The sequence below is a fragment of the Microbacterium sp. SORGH_AS_0969 genome, assembly GCF_030818255.1.
Classification (GTDB): domain Bacteria; phylum Actinomycetota; class Actinomycetes; order Actinomycetales; family Microbacteriaceae; genus Microbacterium.
The window spans coordinates 2946804-2970439 of record NZ_JAUTAG010000001.1 but is presented as its reverse complement, the minus strand read 5'-3'; the positions used below and the strand labels follow the sequence as shown (position 1 = coordinate 2970439).

21 protein-coding genes are annotated in these 23636 nt (G+C 69.6%); 10 read left to right on the top strand and 11 right to left on the bottom strand.

Translation table 11 applies throughout. The annotated features are described in order from the left end of the window. Nucleotides 1-3: 3 nt before the first annotated feature. The 5 genes from QE388_RS13890 to QE388_RS13870 are packed head-to-tail and all read left to right on the top strand — an operon-like array spanning nt 4 to nt 6194. On the top strand, nt 4-1056 hold the full coding sequence (locus tag QE388_RS13890; RefSeq protein WP_307385857.1) for an iron ABC transporter permease: 1053 nt from the start codon (nt 4-6) through the stop codon (nt 1054-1056). Then, on the top strand, nt 1053-2081 hold the full coding sequence (locus QE388_RS13885; RefSeq protein WP_307385855.1) for an iron chelate uptake ABC transporter family permease subunit: 1029 nt from the start codon (nt 1053-1055) through the stop codon (nt 2079-2081). Before QE388_RS13890 ends, QE388_RS13885 begins: the two co-directional genes overlap by 4 nt. Next, the gene (locus tag QE388_RS13880; protein ID WP_307385853.1) at nt 2078-2881 is read left to right on the top strand and encodes an ABC transporter ATP-binding protein; all 804 of its coding nucleotides are present in this window, start codon (nt 2078-2080) and stop codon (nt 2879-2881) included. The genes QE388_RS13885 and QE388_RS13880 overlap by 4 nt, the downstream gene beginning before the upstream one ends. A gap of 2 nt (nt 2882-2883) precedes the next feature. Further along, nucleotides 2884-4443, top strand: a complete 1560-nt coding sequence (locus QE388_RS13875; protein WP_307387150.1) for an ABC transporter ATP-binding protein — start codon at nt 2884-2886, stop codon at nt 4441-4443. Further along, the gene (locus tag QE388_RS13870; RefSeq protein ID WP_307385851.1) at nt 4440-6194 is read left to right on the top strand and encodes an ABC transporter ATP-binding protein; all 1755 of its coding nucleotides are present in this window, start codon (nt 4440-4442) and stop codon (nt 6192-6194) included. The genes QE388_RS13875 and QE388_RS13870 overlap by 4 nt, the downstream gene beginning before the upstream one ends. A gap of 1 nt (nt 6195) precedes the next feature. Here the strand turns inward: QE388_RS13870 and dapC are convergent, their stop codons facing one another. The 5 genes from dapC to QE388_RS13845 form a co-directional block, all read right to left on the bottom strand. After that, nucleotides 6196-7299 carry a succinyldiaminopimelate transaminase gene (dapC, locus tag QE388_RS13865; RefSeq protein WP_307385850.1) on the bottom strand — a complete coding sequence of 368 codons (1104 nt, stop codon included), beginning with the start codon at nt 7297-7299 and terminating at the stop codon, nt 6196-6198. Nucleotides 7300-7302: 3 nt separating this feature from the next. Then, nucleotides 7303-7623 (bottom strand): ferredoxin, encoded by a 321-nt coding sequence (gene fdxA / locus QE388_RS13860; protein ID WP_013586172.1) that lies wholly within the window; start codon nt 7621-7623, stop codon nt 7303-7305. 67 nt (nt 7624-7690) lie between these two features. After that, nucleotides 7691-8113 (bottom strand): DUF6113 family protein, encoded by a 423-nt coding sequence (locus QE388_RS13855; protein ID WP_307385846.1) that lies wholly within the window; start codon nt 8111-8113, stop codon nt 7691-7693. A 47-nt stretch (nt 8114-8160) separates the two neighbouring features. Further along, nucleotides 8161-8475 (bottom strand): AzlD domain-containing protein, encoded by a 315-nt coding sequence (locus QE388_RS13850; protein ID WP_275797658.1) that lies wholly within the window; start codon nt 8473-8475, stop codon nt 8161-8163. Next, nucleotides 8472-9200 (bottom strand): AzlC family ABC transporter permease, encoded by a 729-nt coding sequence (locus tag QE388_RS13845; protein ID WP_307385843.1) that lies wholly within the window; start codon nt 9198-9200, stop codon nt 8472-8474. The genes QE388_RS13850 and QE388_RS13845 overlap by 4 nt, the downstream gene beginning before the upstream one ends. A gap of 65 nt (nt 9201-9265) precedes the next feature. On the opposite strand from QE388_RS13845, the gene QE388_RS13840 reads away from it, so the two are divergent. Together QE388_RS13840 and QE388_RS13835 are read left to right on the top strand one after the other, a co-directional pair. Next, nucleotides 9266-9817 (top strand): helix-turn-helix domain-containing protein, encoded by a 552-nt coding sequence (locus tag QE388_RS13840; protein ID WP_275797662.1) that lies wholly within the window; start codon nt 9266-9268, stop codon nt 9815-9817. A gap of 126 nt (nt 9818-9943) precedes the next feature. Next, nucleotides 9944-10306, top strand: coding sequence for a DUF2200 domain-containing protein (locus QE388_RS13835; RefSeq protein WP_307385841.1), 363 nt, complete (start codon nt 9944-9946; stop codon nt 10304-10306). Nucleotides 10307-10552: 246 nt separating this feature from the next. Here QE388_RS13835 and typA read toward each other — a convergent pair whose 3' ends face one another. Together typA and QE388_RS13825 are read right to left on the bottom strand one after the other, a co-directional pair. Next, nucleotides 10553-12466, bottom strand: a complete 1914-nt coding sequence (gene typA / locus QE388_RS13830) for a translational GTPase TypA (RefSeq protein WP_058597994.1) — start codon at nt 12464-12466, stop codon at nt 10553-10555. A gap of 135 nt (nt 12467-12601) precedes the next feature. Beyond that, nucleotides 12602-14356, bottom strand: coding sequence for an ABC transporter ATP-binding protein (locus QE388_RS13825; protein ID WP_275799411.1), 1755 nt, complete (start codon nt 14354-14356; stop codon nt 12602-12604). A 62-nt stretch (nt 14357-14418) separates the two neighbouring features. Between QE388_RS13825 and QE388_RS13820 the strand changes: the two genes are divergently transcribed. After that, nucleotides 14419-15021 carry a PH domain-containing protein gene (locus QE388_RS13820; RefSeq protein ID WP_307385839.1) on the top strand — a complete coding sequence of 201 codons (603 nt, stop codon included), beginning with the start codon at nt 14419-14421 and terminating at the stop codon, nt 15019-15021. 20 nt (nt 15022-15041) lie between these two features. On the opposite strand, the gene QE388_RS13815 is transcribed toward QE388_RS13820, so the two are convergent. From QE388_RS13815 to QE388_RS13805, 3 genes are all read right to left on the bottom strand, one after another. Further along, nucleotides 15042-16091, bottom strand: coding sequence for an ABC transporter permease (locus QE388_RS13815; protein ID WP_307385837.1), 1050 nt, complete (start codon nt 16089-16091; stop codon nt 15042-15044). A 31-nt stretch (nt 16092-16122) separates the two neighbouring features. Next, nucleotides 16123-17667 carry an ABC transporter permease gene (locus tag QE388_RS13810; RefSeq protein WP_058597989.1) on the bottom strand — a complete coding sequence of 515 codons (1545 nt, stop codon included), beginning with the start codon at nt 17665-17667 and terminating at the stop codon, nt 16123-16125. 152 nt (nt 17668-17819) lie between these two features. Beyond that, on the bottom strand, nt 17820-19613 hold the full coding sequence (locus QE388_RS13805) for an ABC transporter family substrate-binding protein (RefSeq protein WP_307385835.1): 1794 nt from the start codon (nt 19611-19613) through the stop codon (nt 17820-17822). Nucleotides 19614-19776: 163 nt separating this feature from the next. Here QE388_RS13805 and QE388_RS13800 point away from each other — a divergent pair, with 163 nt between their 5' ends. Beyond that, a complete protein-coding gene (locus QE388_RS13800) occupies nt 19777-20610 on the top strand; it encodes a CPBP family intramembrane glutamic endopeptidase (RefSeq protein WP_307385833.1) in 834 nt (277 codons plus the stop codon). 39 nt (nt 20611-20649) lie between these two features. Here QE388_RS13800 and QE388_RS13795 read toward each other — a convergent pair whose 3' ends face one another. Next, nucleotides 20650-22362 (bottom strand): ABC transporter substrate-binding protein, encoded by a 1713-nt coding sequence (locus tag QE388_RS13795; protein ID WP_307385832.1) that lies wholly within the window; start codon nt 22360-22362, stop codon nt 20650-20652. 233 nt (nt 22363-22595) lie between these two features. Here QE388_RS13795 and QE388_RS13790 point away from each other — a divergent pair, with 233 nt between their 5' ends. Then, on the top strand, nt 22596-23633 hold the full coding sequence (locus QE388_RS13790) for a hypothetical protein (protein WP_307385830.1): 1038 nt from the start codon (nt 22596-22598) through the stop codon (nt 23631-23633). The last annotated feature ends 3 nt before the right edge of the window (nt 23634-23636 follow it).

Below are 23636 nucleotides of genomic sequence, written 5' to 3'. Positions count from 1 at the left end.
GCGGTGATCTCGCCCCTTGCGGTCGCGTCGCGCCCTGCCGCGCGGCGCGACCGCCCCTCCGCCTCCCCTCGTCGCCGCGCCGCAGGTCTCGTCGTCGCCGTGATCGCCCTCGCCGTGGCGGCGGGCCTCAGCGTCGCGATCGGCTCGAACGCCCTCTCCCCCGCCGAGATCTGGCATGCCCTGGCCACCCCCGACGGAGCGGTAACCGATCAGATCGTGCGTGACCTGCGCGTCCCCCGCACGATCGCCGCGGTTGTCGCCGGGGTCGCCCTCGGACTCGCCGGCGCGCTGATCCAGGCATTCACCCGGAATCCGCTCGGCGATCCCGGCATCCTGGGAGTGGATGCCGGCGCCGCCCTCTTCGTCGCGATCGGCGTCGTCCTGGGCGCGGTGACCGCCGTGCAGTTCCTCCCCTGGGCGTTCGGCGGCGCCCTCCTGGTCACCGTCGCCGTCTACGCGATCGGCGGAGCGGGACGCGGCGGGCCCGATCCCGTGCGGTTGACCCTGGCCGGAGTCGCCGTCGGAGCCGTGCTCATGGGCGTCACGAGCGCGATGATGCTCCTCGACCCGGTCACCTTCGCGCGCCTGCGGGGGTGGAACGCGGGTTCGTTCGTGGAACGCGGGTGGGACGTCATCCTCCCCGTGGTCCCTTTCGTCGGCTGCGGTGTCGTCGTGGCCCTCGCCTGCGCGCGGTCGCTCAATTCTCTCGGCCTCGGCGACGAACTCGCCTCCTCCCTCGGCACGAGACTCGTGCGCACGCGTGTGCTCTCGATCGCGGCCATCACCGTCCTCGCGGGATCGGCGACGGCGATCGCCGGTCCGATCGCCTTCGTCGGCCTCATGGCTCCGCATGTCGCGAGATGGATCGTCGGGCCGGACCAGAGGTGGATCCTCCCGTACACGATGGTGATCGCACCGACGGTGCTCCTGGTGTCCGATGTGATCGGTCGAGTGGTCCTGTGGCCGAGCGAAGTGCCGGTGGGGATCGTCACCGCCTTCGTGGGAGCACCCGTGCTCATCGCGCTGGTGCGTCGGGCGAGAGCGAGCAGCCTGTGAGCCTCGTCATCCGCCGCGGGCCGGTGTCGCTGCGTTTCCGCGGGCGCACGCTCACGACGGGGGTCGTCGTCGCCGCGGTCGCGGCGATCCTCGCGGTCCTCGCCCTCTGTCTCGGCGACCTGCCCCTCACCCCTGCCCAGGTCGGGGGCGCCCTTCTCAGCACTGACCACGGCTTCACGGCGACCGTCGTCCGCGAGTGGCGGCTTCCCCGGGTGCTCGCCGCTCTCGTCTTCGGCGCCGCTCTGGGCGTGTCGGGAGCGGTCTTCCAGTCGCTCACCAGGAACCCGCTCGCCAGCCCCGACGTCATCGGGCTCTCGGCCGGCTCCTACGCCGGCGGTTTGAGCGCGATCATTCTCTTCGGCGCGGCGGCGGGCACTGCTCCCGTCTCCGCGGGGGCGATCGCGGGAGGCCTCGCCGCCGCGGCTCTGGTGTACGCGCTCGCTTACCGACGCGGCATCCAGGGGTTCCGTCTGATCGTCGTCGGAATCGGTGTCTCGGCGATGCTCCAAGCGCTCAGCACCTACCTCGTGCTGCGAGCCAAGATCGAAGTGGCGATGGTCGCCGCCGTGTGGGGCGCGGGCTCGCTGTCGCCGGTCGGATGGGGGCAGTTCCTCCCCGCCGCCGCGGTGATCGCGGTCTCCCTCGCTGCCCTCGCCGTCTTCACCGGTGCCCTTTCGCGCCTCGAACTCGGCGACGATGCGGCGCGGGCGCTCGGCATCCGCGTCGAGAGGTCCCGGCTCGGTCTGGTCGTCTGCGCCGTCGCCCTGACCGCGGTGGTCACCGCGGCCGCCGGCCCCATCGCTTTCGTCGCCCTCGCCGCACCGCAGATCGCACGGCGGCTGGCCCGGACGGCCGGCATCGCCCTCGCGCCGTCGGCGCTCGTCGGGGCGGTCGTGCTCCTGGCATCCGACATCGTCGCTCAGCACACGCTGCCCACGCCGCTTCCCGTGGGCCTGGTCACCGTCGTCGTCGGCGGCCTCTACCTCGTCTGGCTCCTCATCCACGAAACCCGGAGACGCGCATGACCGCTCCCGTCCGCCTCGCCGCTCATGATCTGACCATCGGCTACGACCGCCGAATCATCTCGGAGAGCCTGTCGGTCGCCATCCCCGACGGCTCCTTCACCGTGATCGTGGGCGCCAACGCGAGCGGCAAGTCCACGCTGCTGCGCGCTCTCGCCCGCCTCCTCTCACCCGTATCGGGCGAGGTGCGGCTCGACAAACGTCCGTTGGGGGAATACCAACCCAAAGAGCTCGCGCGCGCCGTGGGCCTGCTTCCGCAGACGTCTCTCGCTCCCGACGGCATCACGGTCATCGACCTGGTTGCCCGCGGACGGTACCCCCACCAGGGCTTTCTGCGGCAGTGGTCCGTCGACGACGAGGCGGCGGTGCGGCAAGCTCTGGATGCCACCGGCACGGCGGATCTGTCGGGACGTCTCGTCGCGGAGCTGTCGGGCGGCCAGCGCCAGCGGGTCTGGATCGCCATGGCGCTGGCGCAGCAGACGCCGATCCTCCTGCTCGACGAACCCACGACCTTCCTCGACATCGCCCACCAGATCGAGCTCATGGAGCTGCTGACCGACCTGAACGAGCAGGGGCGCACGCTCGTGGCGGTGCTCCATGACCTGAACCAGGCGGCGCGATATGGGAGCCACCTCATCGCCGTGAAAGACGGGCGGATCGTCGCCGAAGGGGCCCCGGCCGACATCGTGACGGCTGAGATGGTCGAGGACGTCTTCGGCCTGCGTTGCGTGGTGACCCCCGACCCCGTCTCGGGGACGCCCGCGGTCTCGGCCCTCGGTCGCGACCGGGCGGCCCGTCCGTGAAGATGCTGCTCCAGGCTCCCGCCGACCCCGTCCGTACCCGAGACCTGTCGATCACCGATCGAACGACCCCACGCTCACTGACCCTGCGGGCGATGGGGGCGGCACCGCGCTACACCGTTCCCGCCGCCGCCCTCTCGATCACCCACCAGGTGGGTGAAGCGCTCGTCCCGATCGTCATGGGGATCGCGATCGAACGCGCGGTCACGACCGGCGATCCCGCGCAGCTCTTTCTGTGGCTCGGGGTGCTCGCCGCCGACTTCGTCCTGCTGTCCTTTTCCTGGCGTTTCGGATCGCGGCTCGCGGAACTGGGCATGCTCGCCGTCCAACACCGTCTCCGCATCACCGTCGCGGCCCACCTCCTTCGGCGACCTCCGCGACCGGGGCGTCCGTCGGAGCAGCCGGGTGTCGCCCTCTCGATCGCCACGTCCGATGCCAACAGGCTCGCGGAGGCCGTGGAGATCGGCGTCTATCCCGTGGGCCAGCTCGCCGCGGTACTCTTCGGCGGAGCCGTGCTCGTCACCGTCTCGTGGCCGCTGGGCCTCGCCGTCCTGCTCGGCGCGCCGATCCTGCTGTGGGTCACGGAGCGCGCGGGCCGACGACTGCGCGACCGCAGCGGTGAGGAGCAGGAGGCCGCGGCCGCTGCCGCGGGGCGCGCCGCCGACCTCATGAGCGGATATCGCGTGATCCGCGGCATCGGCGCCGAAGCCGAGGCGAGCCGCCGATACCGTCGCGCCAGCCGTGCCGCCCTCACCGACACCGTGCGCGCCCGACGTGCCGAGGGGGTCTTCGGCGGGGCCATGAGCGTCGTCACCGGTCTGTTCCTCACCGCCGTCGCGGTCGCTGCGGCACTGCTCACGCTGTCGGGAAGCCTCGGTCTCGGCGAGTTCATCGCTGTCGTGGGACTCGCGCAGTTCCTCCTCGAGCCGCTGCGCGCGCTCGCGCTGTACACCGGAGCGTGGTGGGCGTCGGCGACCGCCTCTGCGGCACGGGTGCTCGATGTCCTCCGCGACGCCGAACCTGTCGCGGTCGTCGCGCCGCCGAGCCCGGCGGCACAGCGGGCGCCGGAGATCCGGCCCGGAGAGTTCGTGGTCGTCGCGTGCGGCGGCGACCGGGCCGCCGAGGTGACCGCGGCCCTGCGGGCACGGCATCCCGAAGCCCTCCATGCTCCGCACGCTGCGCACCTGTTCACCGGGACGGTCGCCGACAACGTCACCCCGCCGGATGATGCCACAGCTCTGTCAGCGGCCCTTCACGCCGCCGTGTGCGACGAACTCGCCACCGCGCTTCCCGCCGGACTCGACAGCCGCGTCGGCGAGAACGGCAACGCCCTCTCGGGCGGTCAGCGTCAACGGGTCGCCCTCGCGCGCGCTCTCGCACACGACCCCGAACTGCTGGTGCTGCACGATCCGACCACCGCCGTCGACGCCGTCACCGAAGCGCGAATCGCCGAGCGGGTCCGCGAGATGCGGCGTCATCGGCGCACCGTCGTCATCACACGCGCACCGGCCTTCGCCGCCATCGCGGATCGCGTGATCCGTATGCCCGAAGGAGCGGACGAATGAGTGTCGCCCTCCCGCTCGCGTCGGCCCGGGAGGTCGCGCACGAACTCCGGAGGTCCCTTCCGCGCGGATGGTGGCGTCTGCCGTCGCTCATCGTGGTCGTGCTCGCGGCTGCGGCGTCGGGAGTGGTCGGCCCGCTCGCCCTCGGGGTCGTCGTGGACGCGATCGGCGCGGGCGAGGACGCACCGCCGCTCGCGTGGACGCTCGCCGCCGTGATGGCCGGCGCGGTCGTGACCGGGGCCGTGCTCACCGCCGTCGGCATGGTCTCGGCCTCGCAGCTGTTCGAGACCGCTCTCGCCGACCTCCGTGAGCGGATGGTCGACACCGCCCTGCACCTGCCTCCGGCTCGCGTCGAGCGCGCCGGCACCGGCGATCTGATCGCTCGAGCCGGCGACGATGTCGCCCAGGTGTCGGATGCCATCCCCCGCGTCGTCCCGGCCCTCGTCGGTGCCGCGTTCACGATCGCCGTCACCGTCGTCGGCATGGCGGCCATCGATCCCTGGTACGCGGTGGCGTTGGTGGCCATCACGCCCCTGCACGTGTTCGCGGTGCGTCGCTATCTGCGTCACGCCCCCGGCGTCTACGCGGCGGAGCGCGCCGCGATGGCCGAGCGCGCACAGCATCTCCTCGACATGCTGCGCGGGCTGGAGACCGTCCGCGCCTATCGCACGGCTCCTTCGCACCTGGACCGCATCTCGACCGCGTCGTGGGCCGTCGTGCGGTGGAGCATGCGCGCACGCGGCATCCAGAACCTGTTCTTCGCCCGGCTGAACGCGGCGGAGTTCCTCGGCATGGCGGGTCTGCTCGTCGTGGGGTTCGTCCTCGTCGCGAACGGGCACGGCAGCGTGGGTGGGACCACCGCCGCCATGCTGCTGTTCCTCCGCCTGTTCGGCCCGATCAACGAGCTGCTCTTCGTCGTCGACGACCTGCAATCGGCCCTGGCGTCGCTCTCGCGCATCGTCGGGGTCATCCGAACGGCGGCGCCTCGGGATGCCGCGGGCGAACCGTCACGCGGTCCCACCGGCGTCGAACCGCACGGCACCGAGCCGCGCGACATCGAACCGCGCGACGTCGACCTGCGCGGCATCACTCACGCGTACGAGGCCGACCACCCCGTGCTGCACGACGTGTCGCTGCGGATCGCGGCAGGCGAGAGCGTGGCGGTGGTCGGAGCGTCGGGTGCGGGGAAATCCACGCTCGCCGCGATCGCGGCCGGCGTTCACGATCCCCTCGTCGGCCAGGTCGACCGACCGCGATCCGTCGCCCTCGTCACGCAGGAGGTACATGTCTTCGACGCCGACCTTCGCGACAATCTCACCCTCGCGGCCCCGCAGGCGACCGACGACGAGGTACGTGCCGCCTTGCGGCGCGTGGGCGGCGAGAGCATCGCCGCGCGCCTGACCCGTGGCCTCGACGAACCGGTCGGGGCAGCGGGCACTCCCCTCTCGCCCTCCGAGGCCCAGCATCTCGCGCTGGCGCGCGTGCTGCTCGCCGACCCCGCGTTCGTCGTGCTCGACGAGGCCACGGCCGAGGCCGGCTCCGCCGAGGCCGGACGGCTCGAGGACGCTGCCCTGGCGGCGATCGAGGGGCGGACCGCTCTGGTCGTCGCGCATCGGCTCAGCCAGGCCGCGGCCTCGAACCGTGTCGTCCTGCTCGACGCGGGTCGTGTGCGCGAGGAGGGCACTCACGACGACCTCCGGACCGCGGGCGGGGCCTACGCGCGCCTGTGGGACGCGTGGAGTCGTTCGCGCTGAATCAGGGCGCGAGCCGCTCTGCCGCCGCGGCGATCCGCTCATCGGTCGCGGTCAGCGAGAACCGGACGTGGTTCGGGAAGTGCGTGCCGTAGAAGTGCCCCGGGCCGACGAGGATGCCGAGGTCGGCGAGCCGCCCCACGCTCTCCCACGCGTCGCGCCCCTCGGTGGCCCACAGGTACAGACCGGCCTCGCTGCGGTCGACGGTGAAGCCGGCCGCCTCGACCGCGGGCTTCAGCACGGCCCGACGACGGGCGTAGCGCTCACGCTGCTCGGCGACGTGCGCGTCGTCGCCGAGAGCCACGGTCATCGCGCGCTGCACGGGAGCGGGAGGCATGAGACCGAGGTGCTTGCGGCCGGTGAGCAACCGCGAGACGAGGGCCGCGTCACCGGCCAGGAACGCCGCGCGATACCCGGCGAGGTTCGACTGCTTGCTCAGCGAGTACACCGACAGCACGTCCGTGAGGTCGTCGCCGACCACGGCGGGATCCAGCACGCTCGGCACGCGCTCGACGTCCCAGGGAACGTCCCACCCGAGTTCGGCGTAGCACTCGTCCGACGCCAGAATGGCTCCGAGCTCTCGCGCCCGGGACACGGCATCCGTCATCTCGGCCACCGACAGGACGCGGCCGTCGGGGTTTCCCGGCGAGTTGACCCAGACGAGCCTCGTGTTCGCGGGCCAGTCGGCCGGATCATCGGATGCCACCGCCTCGGCGCCCACGAGACGGGCGCCCACCTCGTAGGTCGGGTACGCCGCGCGCGGATGCACCACGGCATCGCCGGGGCCGAGGCCCAGGAGCAGAGGGAGCAACGCGACGAGCTCTTTCGAGCCGACGGTGGGCAGGACGTTCGCGGCTGTCAGGCCCGGAACGCCGCGTCGACGGGAGTACCAGTCGGCGATCGCCTCACGCAAAGCGGGCGTTCCTGCGGTCTGGGGATACGCGTGCGCGTCGGTCGCGTCGGCGAGAGCCTCGGCGACCACGGCGGGCGTCGGGTCGACGGGCGAGCCGATCGACAGGTCGACGATGCCGGCGGGGTGACGCCTCGCGCGCTCCGCGTAGGGGGCGACGGCGTCCCAGGGGTAGTCGGCGAGGTCGGCGACGCCCACGGGTCAGTGGCTCTGCGGGGGAAGAGCGGTGATGACGGGGTGGTCCTTGGCGATCACGCCGACCTTGGCGGCACCGCCGGGCGAGCCGATGTCGTCGAAGAACTCGACGTTCGCCTTGTAGTAGTCGGACCACTCTTCGGGCAGGTCGTCTTCGTAGTAGATCGCCTCGACCGGGCACACCGGTTCGCACGCACCGCAGTCGACGCATTCGTCGGGGTGGATGTAGAGCGACCGCTCGCCTTCGTAGATGCAGTCGACCGGACACTCGTCGATGCAGGCGCGGTCTTTGACATCGACACACGGGAGGGCGATCACGTAAGTCACGGGACCAGTCTAATCGCGCTCACCGGAAGGGCTTCGCCGCGCGCCGTCGGGCGTATGATCCCCGGCGTCAGCGGACGTGTGCGGGGGCGTCCGCCTCGGCGTTCGCGCTCGTCCCTTGCGGCAGATGCGAGAACGACGGCCAGAACGCCACGAAGACCATCAGCGCGGGGCCGACGATCGTCCACACCACCGGGATCCACTCCATCCCGGGGCTGGGGGCGGCCACGATCGCCGATCCACCGGGGCCGGGCTGAGAGAAGACGTAGGTCGCGAGCGAGATGCCGAGCCCGCCCGCGAGGGCGTTGACGCGGTCGCCCGTCAGCGTGCGCAGCGCGACCAGTAGCGCGGCGCTGCCGATCGTCGCGAGAAGCAGTCCGAGCGGCACCGGCCCGAGACGGAAGGCCTGGCCGATCGTGCCCGCCGCGCCGTAGAAGGCGCCGATGAGCAGCGCCACGACCCAGCCGACGATGCGCAGGATGCCAGAGCTCATCGCGTCAGTCTAGGCGCGGGTCGCTATGCGGCAGCGGAGAACCGGCATCAGGCCGCCCACCCCCACAGGCGCAGGAGGGCAGCGGTGAGCGCGGCGGCTGCCACCACGACCAGGAACGGTGCGCGCGCCCACAGCAACAGCGCCGCCACCCCGACCGCGGGCACCCGCGCGTCGACGACGATCGCGGCACCCGCACCGAGCGTCTGGACCATCACGAGCGCCGAGAGCAACGCCACCGTGAGCAGGTCGGCGATCCGCGCCGGCCGCGGGGCCTCGAGCCACCGGGCGGGAAGGAGATAGCCCACCGCCTTCAGCGCGAGGCAGAGGACGGATGCCAGAAGCACGGCGGTCCACAGGGTCATGGCATGCCCTTCTGCTCGGCGACGTCGACGGGTTCGGGTGCGGGCGGGCGCGGATCGAAGAGCCCCACGACCACGGCGACCCCGGCGGCGGCGATCACCGGGATGCCCGGCATCAGCGCCGGGGTCAGCAGCGCCGCGACGACGGCGGCCCCCGCCGCGACCGCGAGCGGCTGACGACCGCGAAGTCGGGGCCACAGGAGGGCGAGGAAGGCGGCGGCAGCAGCCGCATCGAGCCCGTACGCGCGAGGGTCGCCCAGCACGTCGCCGAGCAGCGCCCCCAGAAGCGTCGACAGGTTCCAGCCGACCCAGATCGCCACGCCGGTCACCCAGAAGCCCGCCTGCCGCGCCCGAGGCTCGTCCTGCGCGAGCCCGACCGCGACCGACTCGTCGATCGTGAAGGGCGTCGCGGCGGCCTTGCGCCAGAACCCGCCGGCGACGATCGGGGCCATGCGCATCGCGTAGGCCGCGTTGCGCACGCCGAGGAGGGCCGCCGAAGCGATCGCGGCGGGGGCGGCGGCGAGTCCCCCGGCCGCGATCACGCCGACGAAAGCGAACTGGGAGCCGCCGGTGAACATCAGGAGGCTCAGCACGCACGTCTTCCAGACATCGAGCCCGGATGCCACGGCCAGCGCCCCGAAAGAGATGCCGTATGCGCTGGTCGCGAGAGCGACGGCGAGGCCCTGTCGGGCGGCGACACCCTCGGGTGTTCGCGATAACGAACGCATGGACATCATGCTGAACGATGCTCGTTCGTTCGTCAAGTCGAACGATCGGCGAGCATAATGAACACATGAGTGATCTCGGCGACCGCATCGCGGCGAGCCTGCGGCGCGAACGCGAGCGTCGCGACCTCAGCGTCTCGGAGCTCGCGCGACGCGCCGGCGTCGCGAAAGCCACCGTCTCCCAGCTCGAGAACGGCGGCGGCAATCCCAGCGTCGAGACGCTATGGGCCCTGGCTTCGGCGCTCGAGGTCCCCTTCGCGGTCCTCGTCGACGAGGGCGTCCGCTCCCCCACGCTGATCCGCGCCGGAGAAGCGGCCACGGCGGTGCCCTCGGCGGCATCCGAGTATCTCGCCGTTCTCCTGTCGGCGAGTCCGCCGCACGCGCGCCGCGACATCTACCTGTTGAGCGCCGAACCCGGGACCCCGCGTGTCTCAGAGCCGCACCCGCGGGGCACGGTCGAGCATCTCGTGATGGTCACCGGCCGCGGGCGCGTCGGTCCCGCCGACGACCCGTACGAGCTGTCCCCCGGCGACTACCTCTCGTATCCCGGCGACGCCCCGCACGTGTTCGAGGCACTGACCCCCGGGATGAGCGCGGTCTGCGTGGTCGAGTCGCACTGACGCGGTGCCCGCAACACACCGCTGACTTGCGCCGAATGCACGCCCGAACGGCCTCACGGTGAGCATTCGACCGACGTCATCGGGTGCCCATCGCGCCGCCGCGCCGTGCGGCGTAGTGTGCGGGGCATGTCCCGCGTCTTCGACCTGACCTTCTCCTCCGTCTACCCGCTGTACGTGACGAAGGTCGAGCGCAAGGGGCGGACGAGGGACGAACTGGATGCCGTGATCCGCTGGCTCACCGGATTCGACGAGGCCGCGCTCACTCGGCACGCCGAAGGCACCACGACTCTCCGCGAATTCTTCGACGAGGCGACGCTCAACCCGCACGCGAGTCAGGTCACGGGGGTCGTCTGCGGCATCCGCGTCGAGCAGATCGACGACCCGTTGATGTACCGCATCCGCCTCCTCGACAAGCTCGTCGACGAGTTGGCGAAGGGGCGCCCCCTCGCGAAGGTGCTCCGGGAACAGGCACCCACTCCCGCCGCCTGAGGGCGTCTCGCCCCACCGCTCACGACGGAGGACCCTGAGCCCGTCGAAGGACCCGGCCGCCCTCATCGCCGCGCGCGGGAGGACCCTGAGCCCGTCGAAGGACCCGGCCGCCCTCATCGCCGCGCGCGGGAGGACCCTGAGCCCGTCGAAGGGTCCGGTGGCTTCGACAGGCTCAGCCACCTGCGCGGCGAAACAGAACGGCCCCACCGAGCCTGAACTCGATGGGGCCGTTCTCGGAGTCAACGCTCAGGCGTTGGCATCCTGACGCTTCAGACGCGAGGCGGCGCGACCACGCTCGGTCGCGTCGAGCACGACCTTGCGGATGCGCACCTTCTCGGGCGTGACCTCGACGCATTCGTCGTCGCGCGCGAACTCGAGCGACTCCTCCAGCGTGAGCACGCGCGGGGGCGTCATTGACTCGAAGGAGTCGGAGGTCGACGAACGCATGTTCGTGAGCTTCTTCTCCTTGGTGATGTTGACGTCCATGTCGTCAGCGCGCGAGTTCTCGCCGATGACCATGCCCTCGTAGACCTCTTCGGTGGGCTGCACGAAGAAGCTCATGCGCTCCTGCAGGGCGATCATGGCGAACGGGGTGACGACACCCATGCGGTCGGCCACGATCGAGCCGTTCTGACGGGTCGTGATCGAACCGGCCCAGTCGTCGTAGCCGTGCGAGATCGCGTTGGCGATGCCGGTGCCGCGCGTGATCGTCAGGAACTCGCTACGGAAGCCGATGAGACCGCGCGAGGGTACGACGAACTCCATACGCACCCAGCCGGTGCCGTGGTTGGTCATGTTGTCCATGCGGCCCTTGCGGGCGGCCATGAGCTGCGTGATCGCGCCGAGGTGCTCTTCGGGGGCGTCGATCGTGAGGTGCTCGAAGGGCTCCTTGAGCTTCCCGTCTTCGCCGCGCTTGGTGACCACCTGGGGCTTTCCGACGGTGAGCTCGAAGCCCTCGCGGCGCATGTTCTCGACGAGGATCGCCAGGGCGAGCTCGCCGCGGCCCTGGACCTCCCAGGCATCCGGGCGTCCGATGTCGACGACCTTGAGCGAGACGTTACCGATGAGCTCGCGGTCGAGACGGTCCTTGACCATGCGGGCGGTGAGCTTGTGCCCCTTGACCTTGCCCATCAGGGGCGAGGTGTTCGTGCCGATCGTCATCGAGATGGCGGGATCGTCGACCGTGATGGCCGGCAGCGGACGCACGTCCTCGGGGTCGGCGATGGTCTCGCCGATGGTGATGTCGGGGAAACCGGCGATGGCGACGATGTCGCCGGGGCCGGCGGACTCAGCGGGGAAGCGCTCGAGCGCGCGGGTCTTCAGCAACTCCGTCACGCGGGCGTTGCTCGTGGTGCCGTCGGAGCGCACCCAGGCGACCGTCTGGCCCTTCTTGAGCGTGCCGTTGAAGACGCGCAGCAGCGCGAGGCGACCGAGGAACGGGCTGGAGTCCAGGTTCGTCACCCACGCCTGCAGCGGCGCCTCGTCGTCGTAGGCCGGAGCCGGCACGTGCTCGAGGATCGCGGCGAACAGCGGCTCGAGGTCGTCGTTGTCGGGCAGCGCACCGTTGTCGGGGCGGTTGAGCGACGCGGCACCAGCGCGGCCCGAGGCGTAGACCACCGGCACGTCGAGCAGCGCGTCGACGTCGAGGTCGGGCACGTCGTCGACGAGGTCGGACGCGAGACCCAGCAGCAGGTCGTGCGCCTCCTCTTCGACCTCGGCGATGCGCGCGTCGGGGCGGTCGGTCTTGTTGACCAGCAGGATGACGGGGAGCTTGGCCTCGAGCGCCTTGCGCAGCACGAAGCGGGTCTGGGGCAGCGGGCCCTCGGACGCATCGACGAGCAGCACGACGCCGTCGACCATCGAGAGGCCACGCTCGACCTCGCCACCGAAGTCGGCGTGACCCGGGGTGTCGATCACGTTGATCGTGACGGGCACGTCGGTGTGGATGCCGTTGTACTCGATCGCCGTGTTCTTGGCGAGGATCGTGATGCCCTTCTCGCGCTCGAGGTCGTTCGAGTCCATCGCGCGCTCTTCGACGTGCGCGTGCTCGCCGAACGAGCCGGTCTGGCGAAGCATGGCGTCGACGAGAGTCGTCTTGCCGTGGTCGACGTGCGCGACGATCGCGACGTTTCGGAGGTCAGGACGAAGGGCGTGCGCCATGGAGGGTCTCCAGGAAAAATTGGGGTGTCGCCCGGAATCGGGCCCTCCCACTCTACCGGGCGCCCGCAACTTTCCCTGGCAGACACCAGGAAAGGGCGGGAGTCCCGAGGGATCCCCGCCCTTTCCCGTTCGTGATCAGGATGCCGGCGTGTCCTTCAGCAGCTCGTGACGCAGTTCGCGACGAGCGGCCTGGACCTCGACGTCGGGCACCGGGATCGCGGCGATGAGACGCTGCGTGTACGGCTCCTTCGGCGCGCGCAGGATCTCGTCACGCGTGCCCTGCTCGGCGATCTTTCCGCGGTTGAGCACGACGATCCGGTCAGCCATCGCGTCGACCACGGCGAGGTCGTGGCTGATGAAGAGACACGCGAAACGGTGCTCCTTCTGCAGCTCGCTGAGCAGCTCGAGCACGCGCGCCTGCACCGACACGTCGAGGGCGCTCGTGGGCTCATCGGCCACGAGAAGGCGCGGCTGAAGCGACAGGGCGCGAGCGATGCCGACGCGCTGCTTCTGACCACCGGACAGTTCGTGCGGGTAGCGGTTGCGGTAGCTGCGCGGGAGGCGCACCTCGTCGAGGAGCTTCTCGACGCGGGCGTCGAGCTCGGCGCCCTTCGCCTCACCGGCGAGGAAGAGCGGTTCGCCGATCGACTCGCCGATCGGGAGGCGGGGGTTCAGCGACGACGACGGGTCCTGGAACACGATGCCGACGCGACGACGCAGCGACTTGATGAGCTTGCGCGAGCCGCTCGAGATGTCGACGCCGTCGACCACGAGACGGCCGTCGGCGATCGGCTGCAGCCCGATCGCGGCACGACCGATCGTCGACTTCCCCGAGCCCGACTCGCCGACCAGACCGACGATCTCGCCCTCGGCGATCCCGAGGGTCACATCGTCGACCGCGCGGAACGCGGCGACACGGCCCTTCTTGCCGTACTCGATCGACACGTGCTCGAGCTCGAGCACCGGGTGGGCGATGACAGGCGCTTCGGCGGCGAGCGAGATCTCCTCGGTGTGCGCGGGACCTTCGGCCACCGCGGCGGCGAGGGCCTCGACGATGTCGACCGTCGCCTCACCCTCGAGCGTCTCGCCGAGGCGCGGGACCGACGCGAGCAGTTCCTTCGTGTAGTCGTCCTGCGGGTCGCCGAGCACGACCGCGGCAGGACCCTGCTCGACGATCTCGCCCGACTTCATCACGACGATCCAGTCGGCGAGGTCGGCGACGACACCCATGTCGTGGGTGATGAGCAGCACGGCCGAGTCGAGGCGGTCACGCAGGTCGCGGATGAGGTCGAGGATCTCGGCCTGGACCGTGACGTCGAGCGCGGTCGTCGGCTCGTCGGCGATGAGCAGGGCGGGCTCGAGGCTGATCGACTGCGCGATCATCGCGCGCTGGCGCTGACCGCCCGAGAGCTGGTGCGGGTACGACGCGAACGCCTTGGCCGGGTCGGGCAGGCCGACCATGCCCAGCAGCTCGAGAGCACGAGCCTTGGCCGCGGACGGAGCGATGGGGGTGTGCGCGCGCAGAGCCTCGATGATCTGCGACCCCACCGTCAGCACCGGGTTGAGCGCCGTCATCGGCTCCTGGAAGATGGCGGCGACCTCGGGACCGCGCAGCTCACGCATCTGTCGACCCGACAGGTCGGTGATCTCGCGACCGTTCACCTTGATGCTTCCGGTGACCCGGCTGTTCTTGGGAAGCAGGTCGAGCACGGCCATCGAGCTCACGCTCTTTCCCGAACCCGACTCGCCGACGACGGCGACCACTTGACCGCGCGCGATCGAGTAGTTCAGGTTCTTCGCGGCCGGAACCCAGACGTCGTCGACGGCGAAGTCGACGCTGAGGTCGGTCATCTGGAGGGCGGGGACGCCCGCCGTCTCGGTCGTGCTCATGAGACTGTCCTCTCGGTCCCGCTCAGCGGGAGTGAGTGATCGGAAAATGAAAGAATCGGAGGATGCCACGCCAGACGTTCCGTTCGACGTTCACCCGCATCCTGTGCGTCATCGCGTGGGCGATCATCGCCGTGGTCGCGATCGGCCTGCTGGTGGTGCCCGGCGCCTCGGACGCGCCCGCGCTCGTGATCGTCGGAGGCCTCGGCGCGGCGGCCGTCGTGACCGCCGTGCTCTGGTCGCCCTCGATCTCCGTCGACGACGAGGCCGTGCAGGTCGACAACATCGCCCTGCGATACCGCGTGCCGTGGGCTGCGCTCATCCACGTCGACACCCGCTACGCCCTGCAGTTGCACACTCCGGGACGACGCATCGGCGTCACCGCCGCACCGGCCCCGGGCGCGACCGGATCGCTGCGCGCGATGCGCGCCCACCGGCGTAGCGAGGGTGTGACGGCACCGAACACCCGGCCGGGCGAGCTGCCCGGGACGGACTCCGGCAACGCGGCCGAACTCGTTCGCTCGCGCTGGCATGCCCTCCGCGATGCCGGCCGTGTGGAGGCCGGCATCGCCGAGTCGGTTCGCGTGGCGGTCAGCCCGCGCGTCGACAACCTGCTGCTGCTGATCGCGGGTGTCGCCGGAATGGTGCTGGCCGTCGCACTGGCCTGACACCCGCCGAGAGACGGTCGTCATGACGACGGCGTCTCCGGGTGCACCCGCGCCTGCGTGCTCGCCGGGGCCGTCGTCGACGACGCCGGCTGCTCCTTCGTGCGGCGCAGCGAGAAGCGCTTCTGACGCGGGTCGAAGGCGTCGCGCAGACCATCACCGACGAAGTTCACGAGGACCGCGAGCAGCACGATGAAGACAGCGGGCCACCAGAAGAGCCACGGGCGGGTCTGGAACGCCGACTGGTTGTCGGAGATGATCAGACCGAGCGAGACGTCCGGCGGACGCACACCGAGCTGCAGGTAGCTCAGGGCCGTCTCGAGGAGGATCGCGGATGCCGCCAGCAGCGTCGCCGCGACGATGACCACGCCGATGGCGTTGGGCAGGATGTGCTTGAAGATGATGCGCGCATCACTCGCCCCCGCAACACGAGCCGCCTCGACGAACTCACGCTCGCGCAGCGTCAGGAACTCGGCGCGGACGAGGCGCGCGATCGTGGTCCACGAGATCATCGCGAGGAAGAAGGCCAGCGGGATCACGCCGAGACCACCGGTCGCGCGACCGACAACGGCACCGATCACGATGATCGGGATGACGATGAACACGTCGGTGATGCGCATGAGGACCGAGTCCACCCATCCGCGGTAGTACCCGGCGAGAGCACCGATGACGGTACCGACGGCCGTGCCCACGAAGCTGATCACGATCATCACGAGGATCGAGTTCTGGATGCCGCGCATCGTCATCGCGAAGTAGTCGATGCCGATGCGGTCCTGACCGAACGGGTGCTCGCCGACCGCGAAGGGCCAGATCGACAGCGTCGGTGCCCCGCCGTCGTTCTGCGGGTTGAGGGTGGTGTAGTCGTACTTCCACCACCCGGGGATCGGGCCGACACCGATCGCCGAGACCGAGAAGACGGCGACGAGGATGAACAGGATGCCGGACACGACGGCGACCTTGTTGGAGAGGAAGCGCCGGAGGATGAGCCGTCCCTGGCTCACCCCGACCGTGTTGCGCTCGTCCGCGGGCGGCGGAGCGTCGACGTTGGCCGGCTCGGGAAGCATCTGGGTCATCGGAGGACCTCCGGGATTCGGATGACGGCGATCATGCGACCACTCGCACGCGCGGGTCGAGCGTGGCGTAGGCGAGATCAGCCAGGAAGTTGAAGACGATCGCGGTGATCGCGATGACGATGAAGTAGCCCATCACCGGGTTGACGTCGACGCGCTGGATGGACGTGACGAACAGCGCCCCCATTCCCGAGATCGCGAAGACCCGCTCCGTGATGACGGCACCACCCAGGAGCGCGCCGATGTCGGTCGCGACGAGGGTCACGATCGGGATCAGCATGTTGCGCAGTCCGTGGCGCAGGATGACGGTGCGCTCGGGGAGGCCCTTCGCGCGCGCCGTGCGGATGTAGTCCTGGTTCATCACTTCGAGCATGCCGGCGCGCGCGTACCGCGTGTATCCCGCGAAGGAGATGAGCAGCAACGACACCGTCGGCAGCAGGAGGTGGGTGAACGTGTCGATGCCGGTGATCCACATGTCACCGGTGAACCCCGGTGTGCTCGCACCGACCGTCGCGATCGGACGCCCGTTGATGCGGGGGTTGTTGACGTACTGCGGCCACGACTGCATGTAGCGGTCGAGGACGACGAGGGCGCCGGAGAGGAAGGCCACCAGGGCGCCGATGCGCGCGGCCATACCCCGATCGGGCGCACCCAGGACGTAGCCCGAGATCACACCGACGGCGACCGCGACGACGCCCAGGATGATGATCGTGTTGAACGTCGAGATGTCGAAGAGTCCCTGCAGCGCGTAATAGCACGCGTACGCGATCGCGCCGTTCAGCGCGGCGACGATGAGAGCGCGGCGGTTCTGCAGACCCGCGATCAGAGCGGTCGTGATCACCACGATCCCGGCGATCAGCAGGAGGAGACCGACGGGCCCGAGACCCGGGTTGCGGAACCAGTCGGTGACGTTGAAGTACACCAGCAGGGCGATGGTCGCGAGACCCGAGACCGCAGCGACGATCACGCGACGACGGACGTCGCCGCCGATCATGGCCTGCCAGATGATGGCGGTGATCACGGCCAGCAGGACGATCAGCCAGATCGGGATGGACGTGGCCGACTCGAGGAAGCTGTTGAACCCGAGCGCCATGAACTCCTTGAGGAGGACGGCGACGAGGAACGACGGCAGCGAGAAGAGGAAGAAGCTGAGCAGCGTGATGCCGAAGTCGAATCCGCTGTACTGGCGCAGGGCCGAGACCACGCCGACCACGATGCCGAGCACGATGGCCAGCACGAACGACGCCGTCACGAGCTGGAGAGTCGAGCCGATGGCGGTCGGGAGGATGTCGAGGACGGCCGCGTTCGAGACGGTGAGGCCGAGGTTGCAGGCACCGGTGAACGGAACGAGGCAGCCGGCGGCACCGCCGAGCCAGAGGAAGTAACGCAGGGGCACCGGGACGTTCAGGTCGAGCGCCGCGACACGGGCGGCGATGAGCTGGTCACGGTTGGCGGCGGAGCTGTCGCGCAGGTCCTGCAGGGGGTCGCCGGAGTTGGCGGCCAGCACGTACATGATGAACGATGCTGCGAGCAGAACCAGGATCGAGACGGCGATGCGCCTGAGGATGAATCCGACCATCGCGGGAGGACTTCTTTCGATCGGGTGGAAAGGCACCTGTAGGTGCCCAGGAAAGGATAGTCGCGAGCGGTCCGGGTTCGGCGCACGCGCACACGCGAAACGAGGCGCCGGAGTCGGGCGACTCCGGCGCCTCGCGAGGGATCAACGGGTTATCAACCCGCCAGCGTCCACTCCTGCGCGTTCCACACGATGCCCGTCTGGCCGCCGAAGTAGTCGACGCCCTGGATGGAACCGTTGTCGGCGAAGAGACCGGGGAGCTGGAACAGCGGCAGACCGTAGTAGTCCTTGGCCGTTTCGGCGTCGATCTTCACCTTGATGTCGTCGAGCTTGGTGGTGTCGGTGGTCACCTGGCTCTCGTCGACGAGGGTGTCGACGGTGGCGTTGCTGTAGTTGTTGTAGTTTCCGCCGCCGCCGGTCTTGAAGATCTGCGGGAGAGCCGCGTTACCGGCACCGGGCGAGATCCAGCCGAAGATCGACACGTCGTAGCTGCCGCTGCCGAGGAGCTTGCTCCAGTCGGGCGAACCGGCGTCGACGATGTTGAAGCCCGCCTGCTGCGCCGACTGCTGAATGGCGCGGAAGCTGTCGACACGGTTGGGGTTGTTGGTGTTGTAGAGGATGCGGACCGTCGGGGTCGCACCGTTCAGCAGCGCCTTGGCGCCCTCGATGTCGGGCTCGGTGAAGGTGTCGTACCCGCTCGCGGCGACCGCGGTGGTGTACTTGTCGCCGTCCGTGGGCAGGAAGATCTGCGAGTTCAGGACCTCGGCATCCGGGTTGATCGGCTTGATGATCGAGTCGAGGATCTGCTGACGCGGGATGGTCTTCAGGAACGCCTCGCGGACGTTGGCGTCGGCGAACACGCCGCCGAAGCTCAGGTCGACGTGGTCGTACGACAGCTGGCTGCCGGCGTGGACCTTCGCGTTGGCGTTCTCGAGCGCGGTGAGCGTGTCGGCGGAGGGCTGCGGCTGGATGGCCTGGACCTCACCGTTCTGAAGGGCGGTGACCTGCGCGTTGGCGTCACCGATGAAGCGGATGATCAGCTGGTCGTACGAGGGCGACATCTTGCCCTTGTAGTTGGGGTTCTTGCCCAGCGTGATGCTCTGCTCAGGGGTGAAGTCGGTCACGATGAACGGACCGCTCGCGACCAGGAGGCTGGCGTCGGTCGGCATGGCCGTGACGTCGTAACCCGTGTTCCAGAAGTCGGCCGCGGCCTTGAGCGTCGCATTCGGGGCGACGGGCGCCTCCGGGTTGCCCTTGGGGGTGTCCTTGAGGAGCTTGATGAAGTCTTCCTCGGAGACACCGGCCTTTTCGGCGAGCACGTGGGCCGGCTTGCCGATCGGGTTGACGAGCTCCCAGTCCACGAAGGGCTCCGAGTAGGTCAGCGTCATCGACATGTTGTCGTCGCTGATCTCGGGGAACGCGGTGGTGTCGAGGCCCGCGGTGCTGCCGGCGAGGGTGAAGTACTGCGTGCCGCCGTTGGTGACGGCGCCGCTCTCGTCGAGCTTCGCGTCGTCGTAGTAGCCCGAGTTGATGGCCCAGTTGACGAGCATGTCATCGGCGTTGATGGGCTGGCCGTCCGACCAGGTCAGGCCCTCGTTGATGGTGTACTTCACCGTCAGCGGGTCGTCCGACACCTTCTCGTAGGTGCCGAAGTCGGTGTTGTTGAGGACGCTGAAGTCCTTGTCCAGGCGCTGGAAGCCGCCGAGGCCCAGACCGCCGCTGACACCGGTGAGGTAGCCCACCATGCCGTTGGTGTCGAGGTTGGCCTCGGGGGTGTCGCCGTTGAACGAGGTGAACGCGTTCGTCGTGGCGATCGTGATGGTGCCGCCGGAGGCGGAGGATCCGCCTTCGGGTGCTGCCGTCGTGGTGCAGCCGGCGAGGGCGAGCGCCGCAACGGCGACACCAGCTCCCACCGTCAGGGCGCGTGCGCGCCGAGTCTTTTCAGACACTTTGCCTCCAGTGCAAGGTTGGCGATTCCCCGCGCAACAGACGTCAGCAGGGGGAGCCGTGGATACGGAAACGATAAGTAAACGCTCTGCGTTGGTCAAAACTCCTGGGGAAACCGTTACATACCTTTAATTCGGAAGCGGTTGAATGTGGCAATCTGACAACATGATCCGCGCCTCGGCCTTTTACGAACCCGGGATCGAACAAGACACTTTCCGCCGCCGAAGATTGCCGTGGGAGATCGCGCTCGTGCTCCTGGTGTCGGTCGGACAGTCGGCGATCTACTCCGTCGTGTCCTTCATCCGAGCAGCGACGCGCGCACCGATCTCGCAGCAGCAGACGCAGCTGAACCCCTCCCGCAGCGCCGAGCCGCTGTGGGACGCGATCTACCAGTTCCTCGACATCTTCTTCTCGCTCGCTCTCGTCGCGCTGGTCGTGTACCTCCTCTGGGAGCCGGGCCTGAGCGCTCTGCGCCGCATCGGTCTCGACTTCCGGCGCTTCGGCGGCGACGCGGCCCGGGGACTGCTTCTCGTCGTGGTCATCGGAGCACCCGGCATCGGCGTCTACGCGGCGGGGCGGGCGCTCGGGCAGAGCATCGCCGTCATTCCGGCGCCCCTCGATTCATCGTGGTGGGTGATCGGTCTGCTGATCCTCGCCGCGCTGCGAGCCGGGCTGACGGAGGAGGTGATCTTCCTCGGCTACCTGTTCGATCGCCTCCGCCGACTCGGGTGGTCGTGGACGTGGGTCATCGTATCGACCGCTCTCCTGCGCGGCAGCTACCACCTGTATCAGGGATGGCCCTCGGCGCTCGGAAACGTCGTGATGGGCCTGGTGTTCGGCTGGTGCTACCGCCGTTGGGGCCGTGTCATGCCCTTGGTGATCGCCCACACGGTCATCGACATCGTCGCCTTCGTCGGCTATCCCCTGGCGGCCGCCTGGTGGCCCGGCATCTTCACCCCGACGTCGAGTCCGACACCGACGCCCAGCGGCACGCCCTGACCCGAGCAGCGCTCGGGGCACGGCATCCGGGACGCCGAATCAGGGAGTCGTGACGGACCACGTCCAGAAGGACGGGGGCACGCCCTCGGGCTCCGAGGTGTACTCGACTCCTTGTACTCCCTTGCCCACGGCGACAGCGCCGGTGCGCTCGAAAAGCGGAACGCCCGCATAGGCCGAGAACAGGGCGCGATCGATCTCCTTCGCACCGGCGAGCACGTCGACGGGGTCCGTGTCGGTGGTGAGTTTGCGGAAGGTGCGCTGGGCATCCGGACCGTCCACGCCCTCGGCCAGACGGTCGCGCGCGGAGCGATAGAGGCTCTCGTCCTCCCCCACCCACGACAGCGTGGCGTCGGGTTCTTCCTCGGCCGTGGCCGCGCGGACGGCGATCCCCGCCTTCGCGCCCATCGTCACCAGCTTCGTGAAGACCGCGCTCGACAGATCGTCGGCGGAGTCGTACGCGACGCGGAGCACGGCGGCGCGATCCTCGAGCGCGGAGCGCGCGGCATCCGGATCCGCCGATGTTCCCGGAGCGTTGTTGCCCGAGGTGAGGTCGGTGTAAAGCTGCCCCGTCGCCGGAGAAGAGAGGAACGACTGCAGGGGCCGGGCCTCGGGGCGGACCTCCTGGAGGAGCTCCTTGACGAGCGCGTCGCGGTCGAGCGAGAGAGAGACGGCCTGCCGCAGATCCGCGGGCGTGCCGTCGGCGAAGCGCAGCTGAAGCGTCTGAGTGGTGGGACCGGTGGTGACCTGCACCCCCGCGTCGGTCAGGGCCTTGAGCTGCTCCGCGTCGAGGTCGCCGACGTTGGCGATGTCGATCTCGCCCGCCGTCATCGCCGCCAGCTGCGTTGCGCGGTCGGGGAAGAACCGGACCGCGAGCCCGGTCAGACCCGGGTAGTGGGCGCCCTGGTAGTCATCGCGTCGCTCCAGGGTGAGGGCGTCCGCCGTCACGCCGGAGACCTTCCACGGCCCCGCGGCGACCGCCGAGGCGGCGTCGGGCACCCCTCCTGCTGGGGCGTCGAAGCCCGTGTTCCAGGCGGCGGCTGCGGCGGCGAGGACGGGGTTGGGCGCCACGGGCGCGGAAGGGTCGCCCTCGGGCGTCGTCAAGATGGCCGTGATCAGCTGCTGGACGGTGACCCCGGCCTTCTCGGCGATTACGTGAACGGGCCGATCCAGCATCCACTGACGGTTCCAGTCGGCGAAGGGCTCGTCGTAGACGAGCGTCAGGGTGTCCTTCGCCCGGTTGAGCGTCGGCCGCTCGGTCCGAGCATTCGGATCGGCAGCAGTGGCGGTCTGGAAGTAACGCGTGCCCGAGACCACCTGCCCCTGAGCGTCGTAGGTCGCGTCGTCGAAGAAGTGCGACGAGACCGCCCAGCCGAAGAGAAGGTCGTCGAGGCTGACCGCGGTGCCGTCCGACCAGGTGCGGTCGGGGAAGAGTTCGTAGCTGACCGTGAGCGGATCGCCCTCGACGCGCGTGATGCGGCCCATCCCGTTGTTCGGGACGACCTGCAGGTCTCCGTCGAGAGAGCCGAGTCGCTCGTCCAGCAGCGACGAGACCGCTCGGTTGGCGGGCGTCGCCCCCTGCGCGGTGGCAGCGTTGAAACTCGTGAGCGCACCGACGACACCGACCGTGAGACTCGTGCGCACCGGCTCTTCGGGTGCGGGCGCGGGCTCCGGCGCGGAGCACGCGGAGAGTCCGATCGTCGCGGTCACCAGGAGCGCGGCGGCGCGCAGCAGACTCCGGGAACGTGTGGTCAATCGAGGAGCGTGAGACTGGCCAGGGTGCACAGGGGAACCTTACCCAACCCGTGCTGTGCGATTGCCTGTGCGCGCCGCCCGCGGTTCCGCTCGCCCTTGCGCGTCGCTTTCGGCGCCCCGTGCTCCGAGACTGCATTCAGCTGACATCCCCATTGCAGGCTGCAGTGGAGATGTCAGCTGAATGCAATCTCGCGAAGGCCCGCCCGTCCTGCACAGCAGGGCGAGTTCGGGGTTTGACCACCGACGAGCTCAGCCACGACGCGCGCTCGGGTGCTGTCGGTGAAGGTGGGCGAATGACGCGGATGCCAACGATCTCCCCTCTCCCCCTCCTCCGGCCGTCCGCCCTGACCCACTCGACGCGCAGCGTGCGGCGCGGAGAGATCGTGCCGGTCGGGCGAGGCGTTTACGCGCCACGCCTCGAGTGGGAGTCGCTCGCAGGGTGGGAACGAGATCTGGCGCGAGTCCACGCGCACCTCCTGGTAGCACCGGACGATGTCCTGTGTCTGGAGTCAGCTGCGCTGCTGTGGGGACTGCCGACGGTGGGGGCTGGTCATCCTGTCCACGTCCTTGCTCCGGATACAGCGACTTCGCGACACTCGGGTGGGGTGCAGGTGCATACGAGCGCGCATGCCGATCGCATCATCGAAGAGATTCACGGCATACGCCTGACCTCGCGCGCGGACACATGCGTCGACATCGCACGCCACCGGCATCCCGGCATCGGCCTCGTCGCGGCGGATGCAGCAGTCGGTGCGGATCGGACGATCGAGTCGCTCTCCCTGGTGACGCTGAATGAGGAGAGGATGTCCGCGCGAGGTCGACGGGCGGCGCGATGGGCGCTGAGCCGAGCGGACGGGCGAGCCGAATCAGCCTTCGAGTCTCTGAGCCGCGCGGCGATCGAATGGTGGGGATTTCCGCCGCCCGAACTTCAACAGTGGATCGGCACCGACGGCGCCGGCGGTGATCGCGCGGACATGTGGTGGTCGGTGCGACGAGTCGCGGGGGAGGCAGACGGTCGAATCAAGTACGACGGTCGATTCGGGGACCCGGCCGCCGCGCTCAGGGCAAGAGAGGACCGCGATCGCCGTCTTCTGCGTCGCGGAGCCCGGGCTGTCGTCCACTGGGGCTGGGATGACCTCACCGACGGCGATGCGTTGCGAGCCCTGTTGATGTCCGTCGGTCTTTCTCCGGATCACCCACCCGACCTTGCGCGTCTGGCCACGCTCCGCACCACGCTCCGCGCTCGACCCAAAGGCTCCGAGCCTCCGTGAACT

What these genes read in the sequence shown, in the direction of transcription:
- QE388_RS13870 (WP_307385851.1), top strand. Translation starts at nt 4,440, where the DNA reads ATGAGTGTCGCCCTCCCGCTCGCGTCGGCCCGGGAGGTCGCGCACGAA.
- QE388_RS13875 (WP_307387150.1), top strand. Translation starts at nt 2,884, where the DNA reads ATGCTGCTCCAGGCTCCCGCCGACCCCGTCCGTACCCGAGACCTGTCG.
- QE388_RS13810 (WP_058597989.1), bottom strand. Translation starts at nt 17,667, where the DNA reads ATGGTCGGATTCATCCTCAGGCGCATCGCCGTCTCGATCCTGGTTCTG.
- QE388_RS13825 (WP_275799411.1), bottom strand. Translation starts at nt 14,356, where the DNA reads ATGAGCACGACCGAGACGGCGGGCGTCCCCGCCCTCCAGATGACCGAC.
- QE388_RS13845 (WP_307385843.1), bottom strand. Translation starts at nt 9,200, where the DNA reads ATGCGTTCGTTATCGCGAACACCCGAGGGTGTCGCCGCCCGACAGGGC.
- QE388_RS13880 (WP_307385853.1), top strand. Translation starts at nt 2,078, where the DNA reads ATGACCGCTCCCGTCCGCCTCGCCGCTCATGATCTGACCATCGGCTAC.
- QE388_RS13835 (WP_307385841.1), top strand. Translation starts at nt 9,944, where the DNA reads ATGTCCCGCGTCTTCGACCTGACCTTCTCCTCCGTCTACCCGCTGTAC.
- QE388_RS13800 (WP_307385833.1), top strand. Translation starts at nt 19,777, where the DNA reads ATGATCCGCGCCTCGGCCTTTTACGAACCCGGGATCGAACAAGACACT.
- QE388_RS13855 (WP_307385846.1), bottom strand. Translation starts at nt 8,113, where the DNA reads ATGAGCTCTGGCATCCTGCGCATCGTCGGCTGGGTCGTGGCGCTGCTC.
- QE388_RS13815 (WP_307385837.1), bottom strand. Translation starts at nt 16,091, where the DNA reads ATGACCCAGATGCTTCCCGAGCCGGCCAACGTCGACGCTCCGCCGCCC.
- QE388_RS13850 (WP_275797658.1), bottom strand. Translation starts at nt 8,475, where the DNA reads ATGACCCTGTGGACCGCCGTGCTTCTGGCATCCGTCCTCTGCCTCGCG.
- typA (WP_058597994.1), bottom strand. Translation starts at nt 12,466, where the DNA reads ATGGCGCACGCCCTTCGTCCTGACCTCCGAAACGTCGCGATCGTCGCG.
- QE388_RS13820 (WP_307385839.1), top strand. Translation starts at nt 14,419, where the DNA reads ATGCCACGCCAGACGTTCCGTTCGACGTTCACCCGCATCCTGTGCGTC.
- QE388_RS13840 (WP_275797662.1), top strand. Translation starts at nt 9,266, where the DNA reads ATGAGTGATCTCGGCGACCGCATCGCGGCGAGCCTGCGGCGCGAACGC.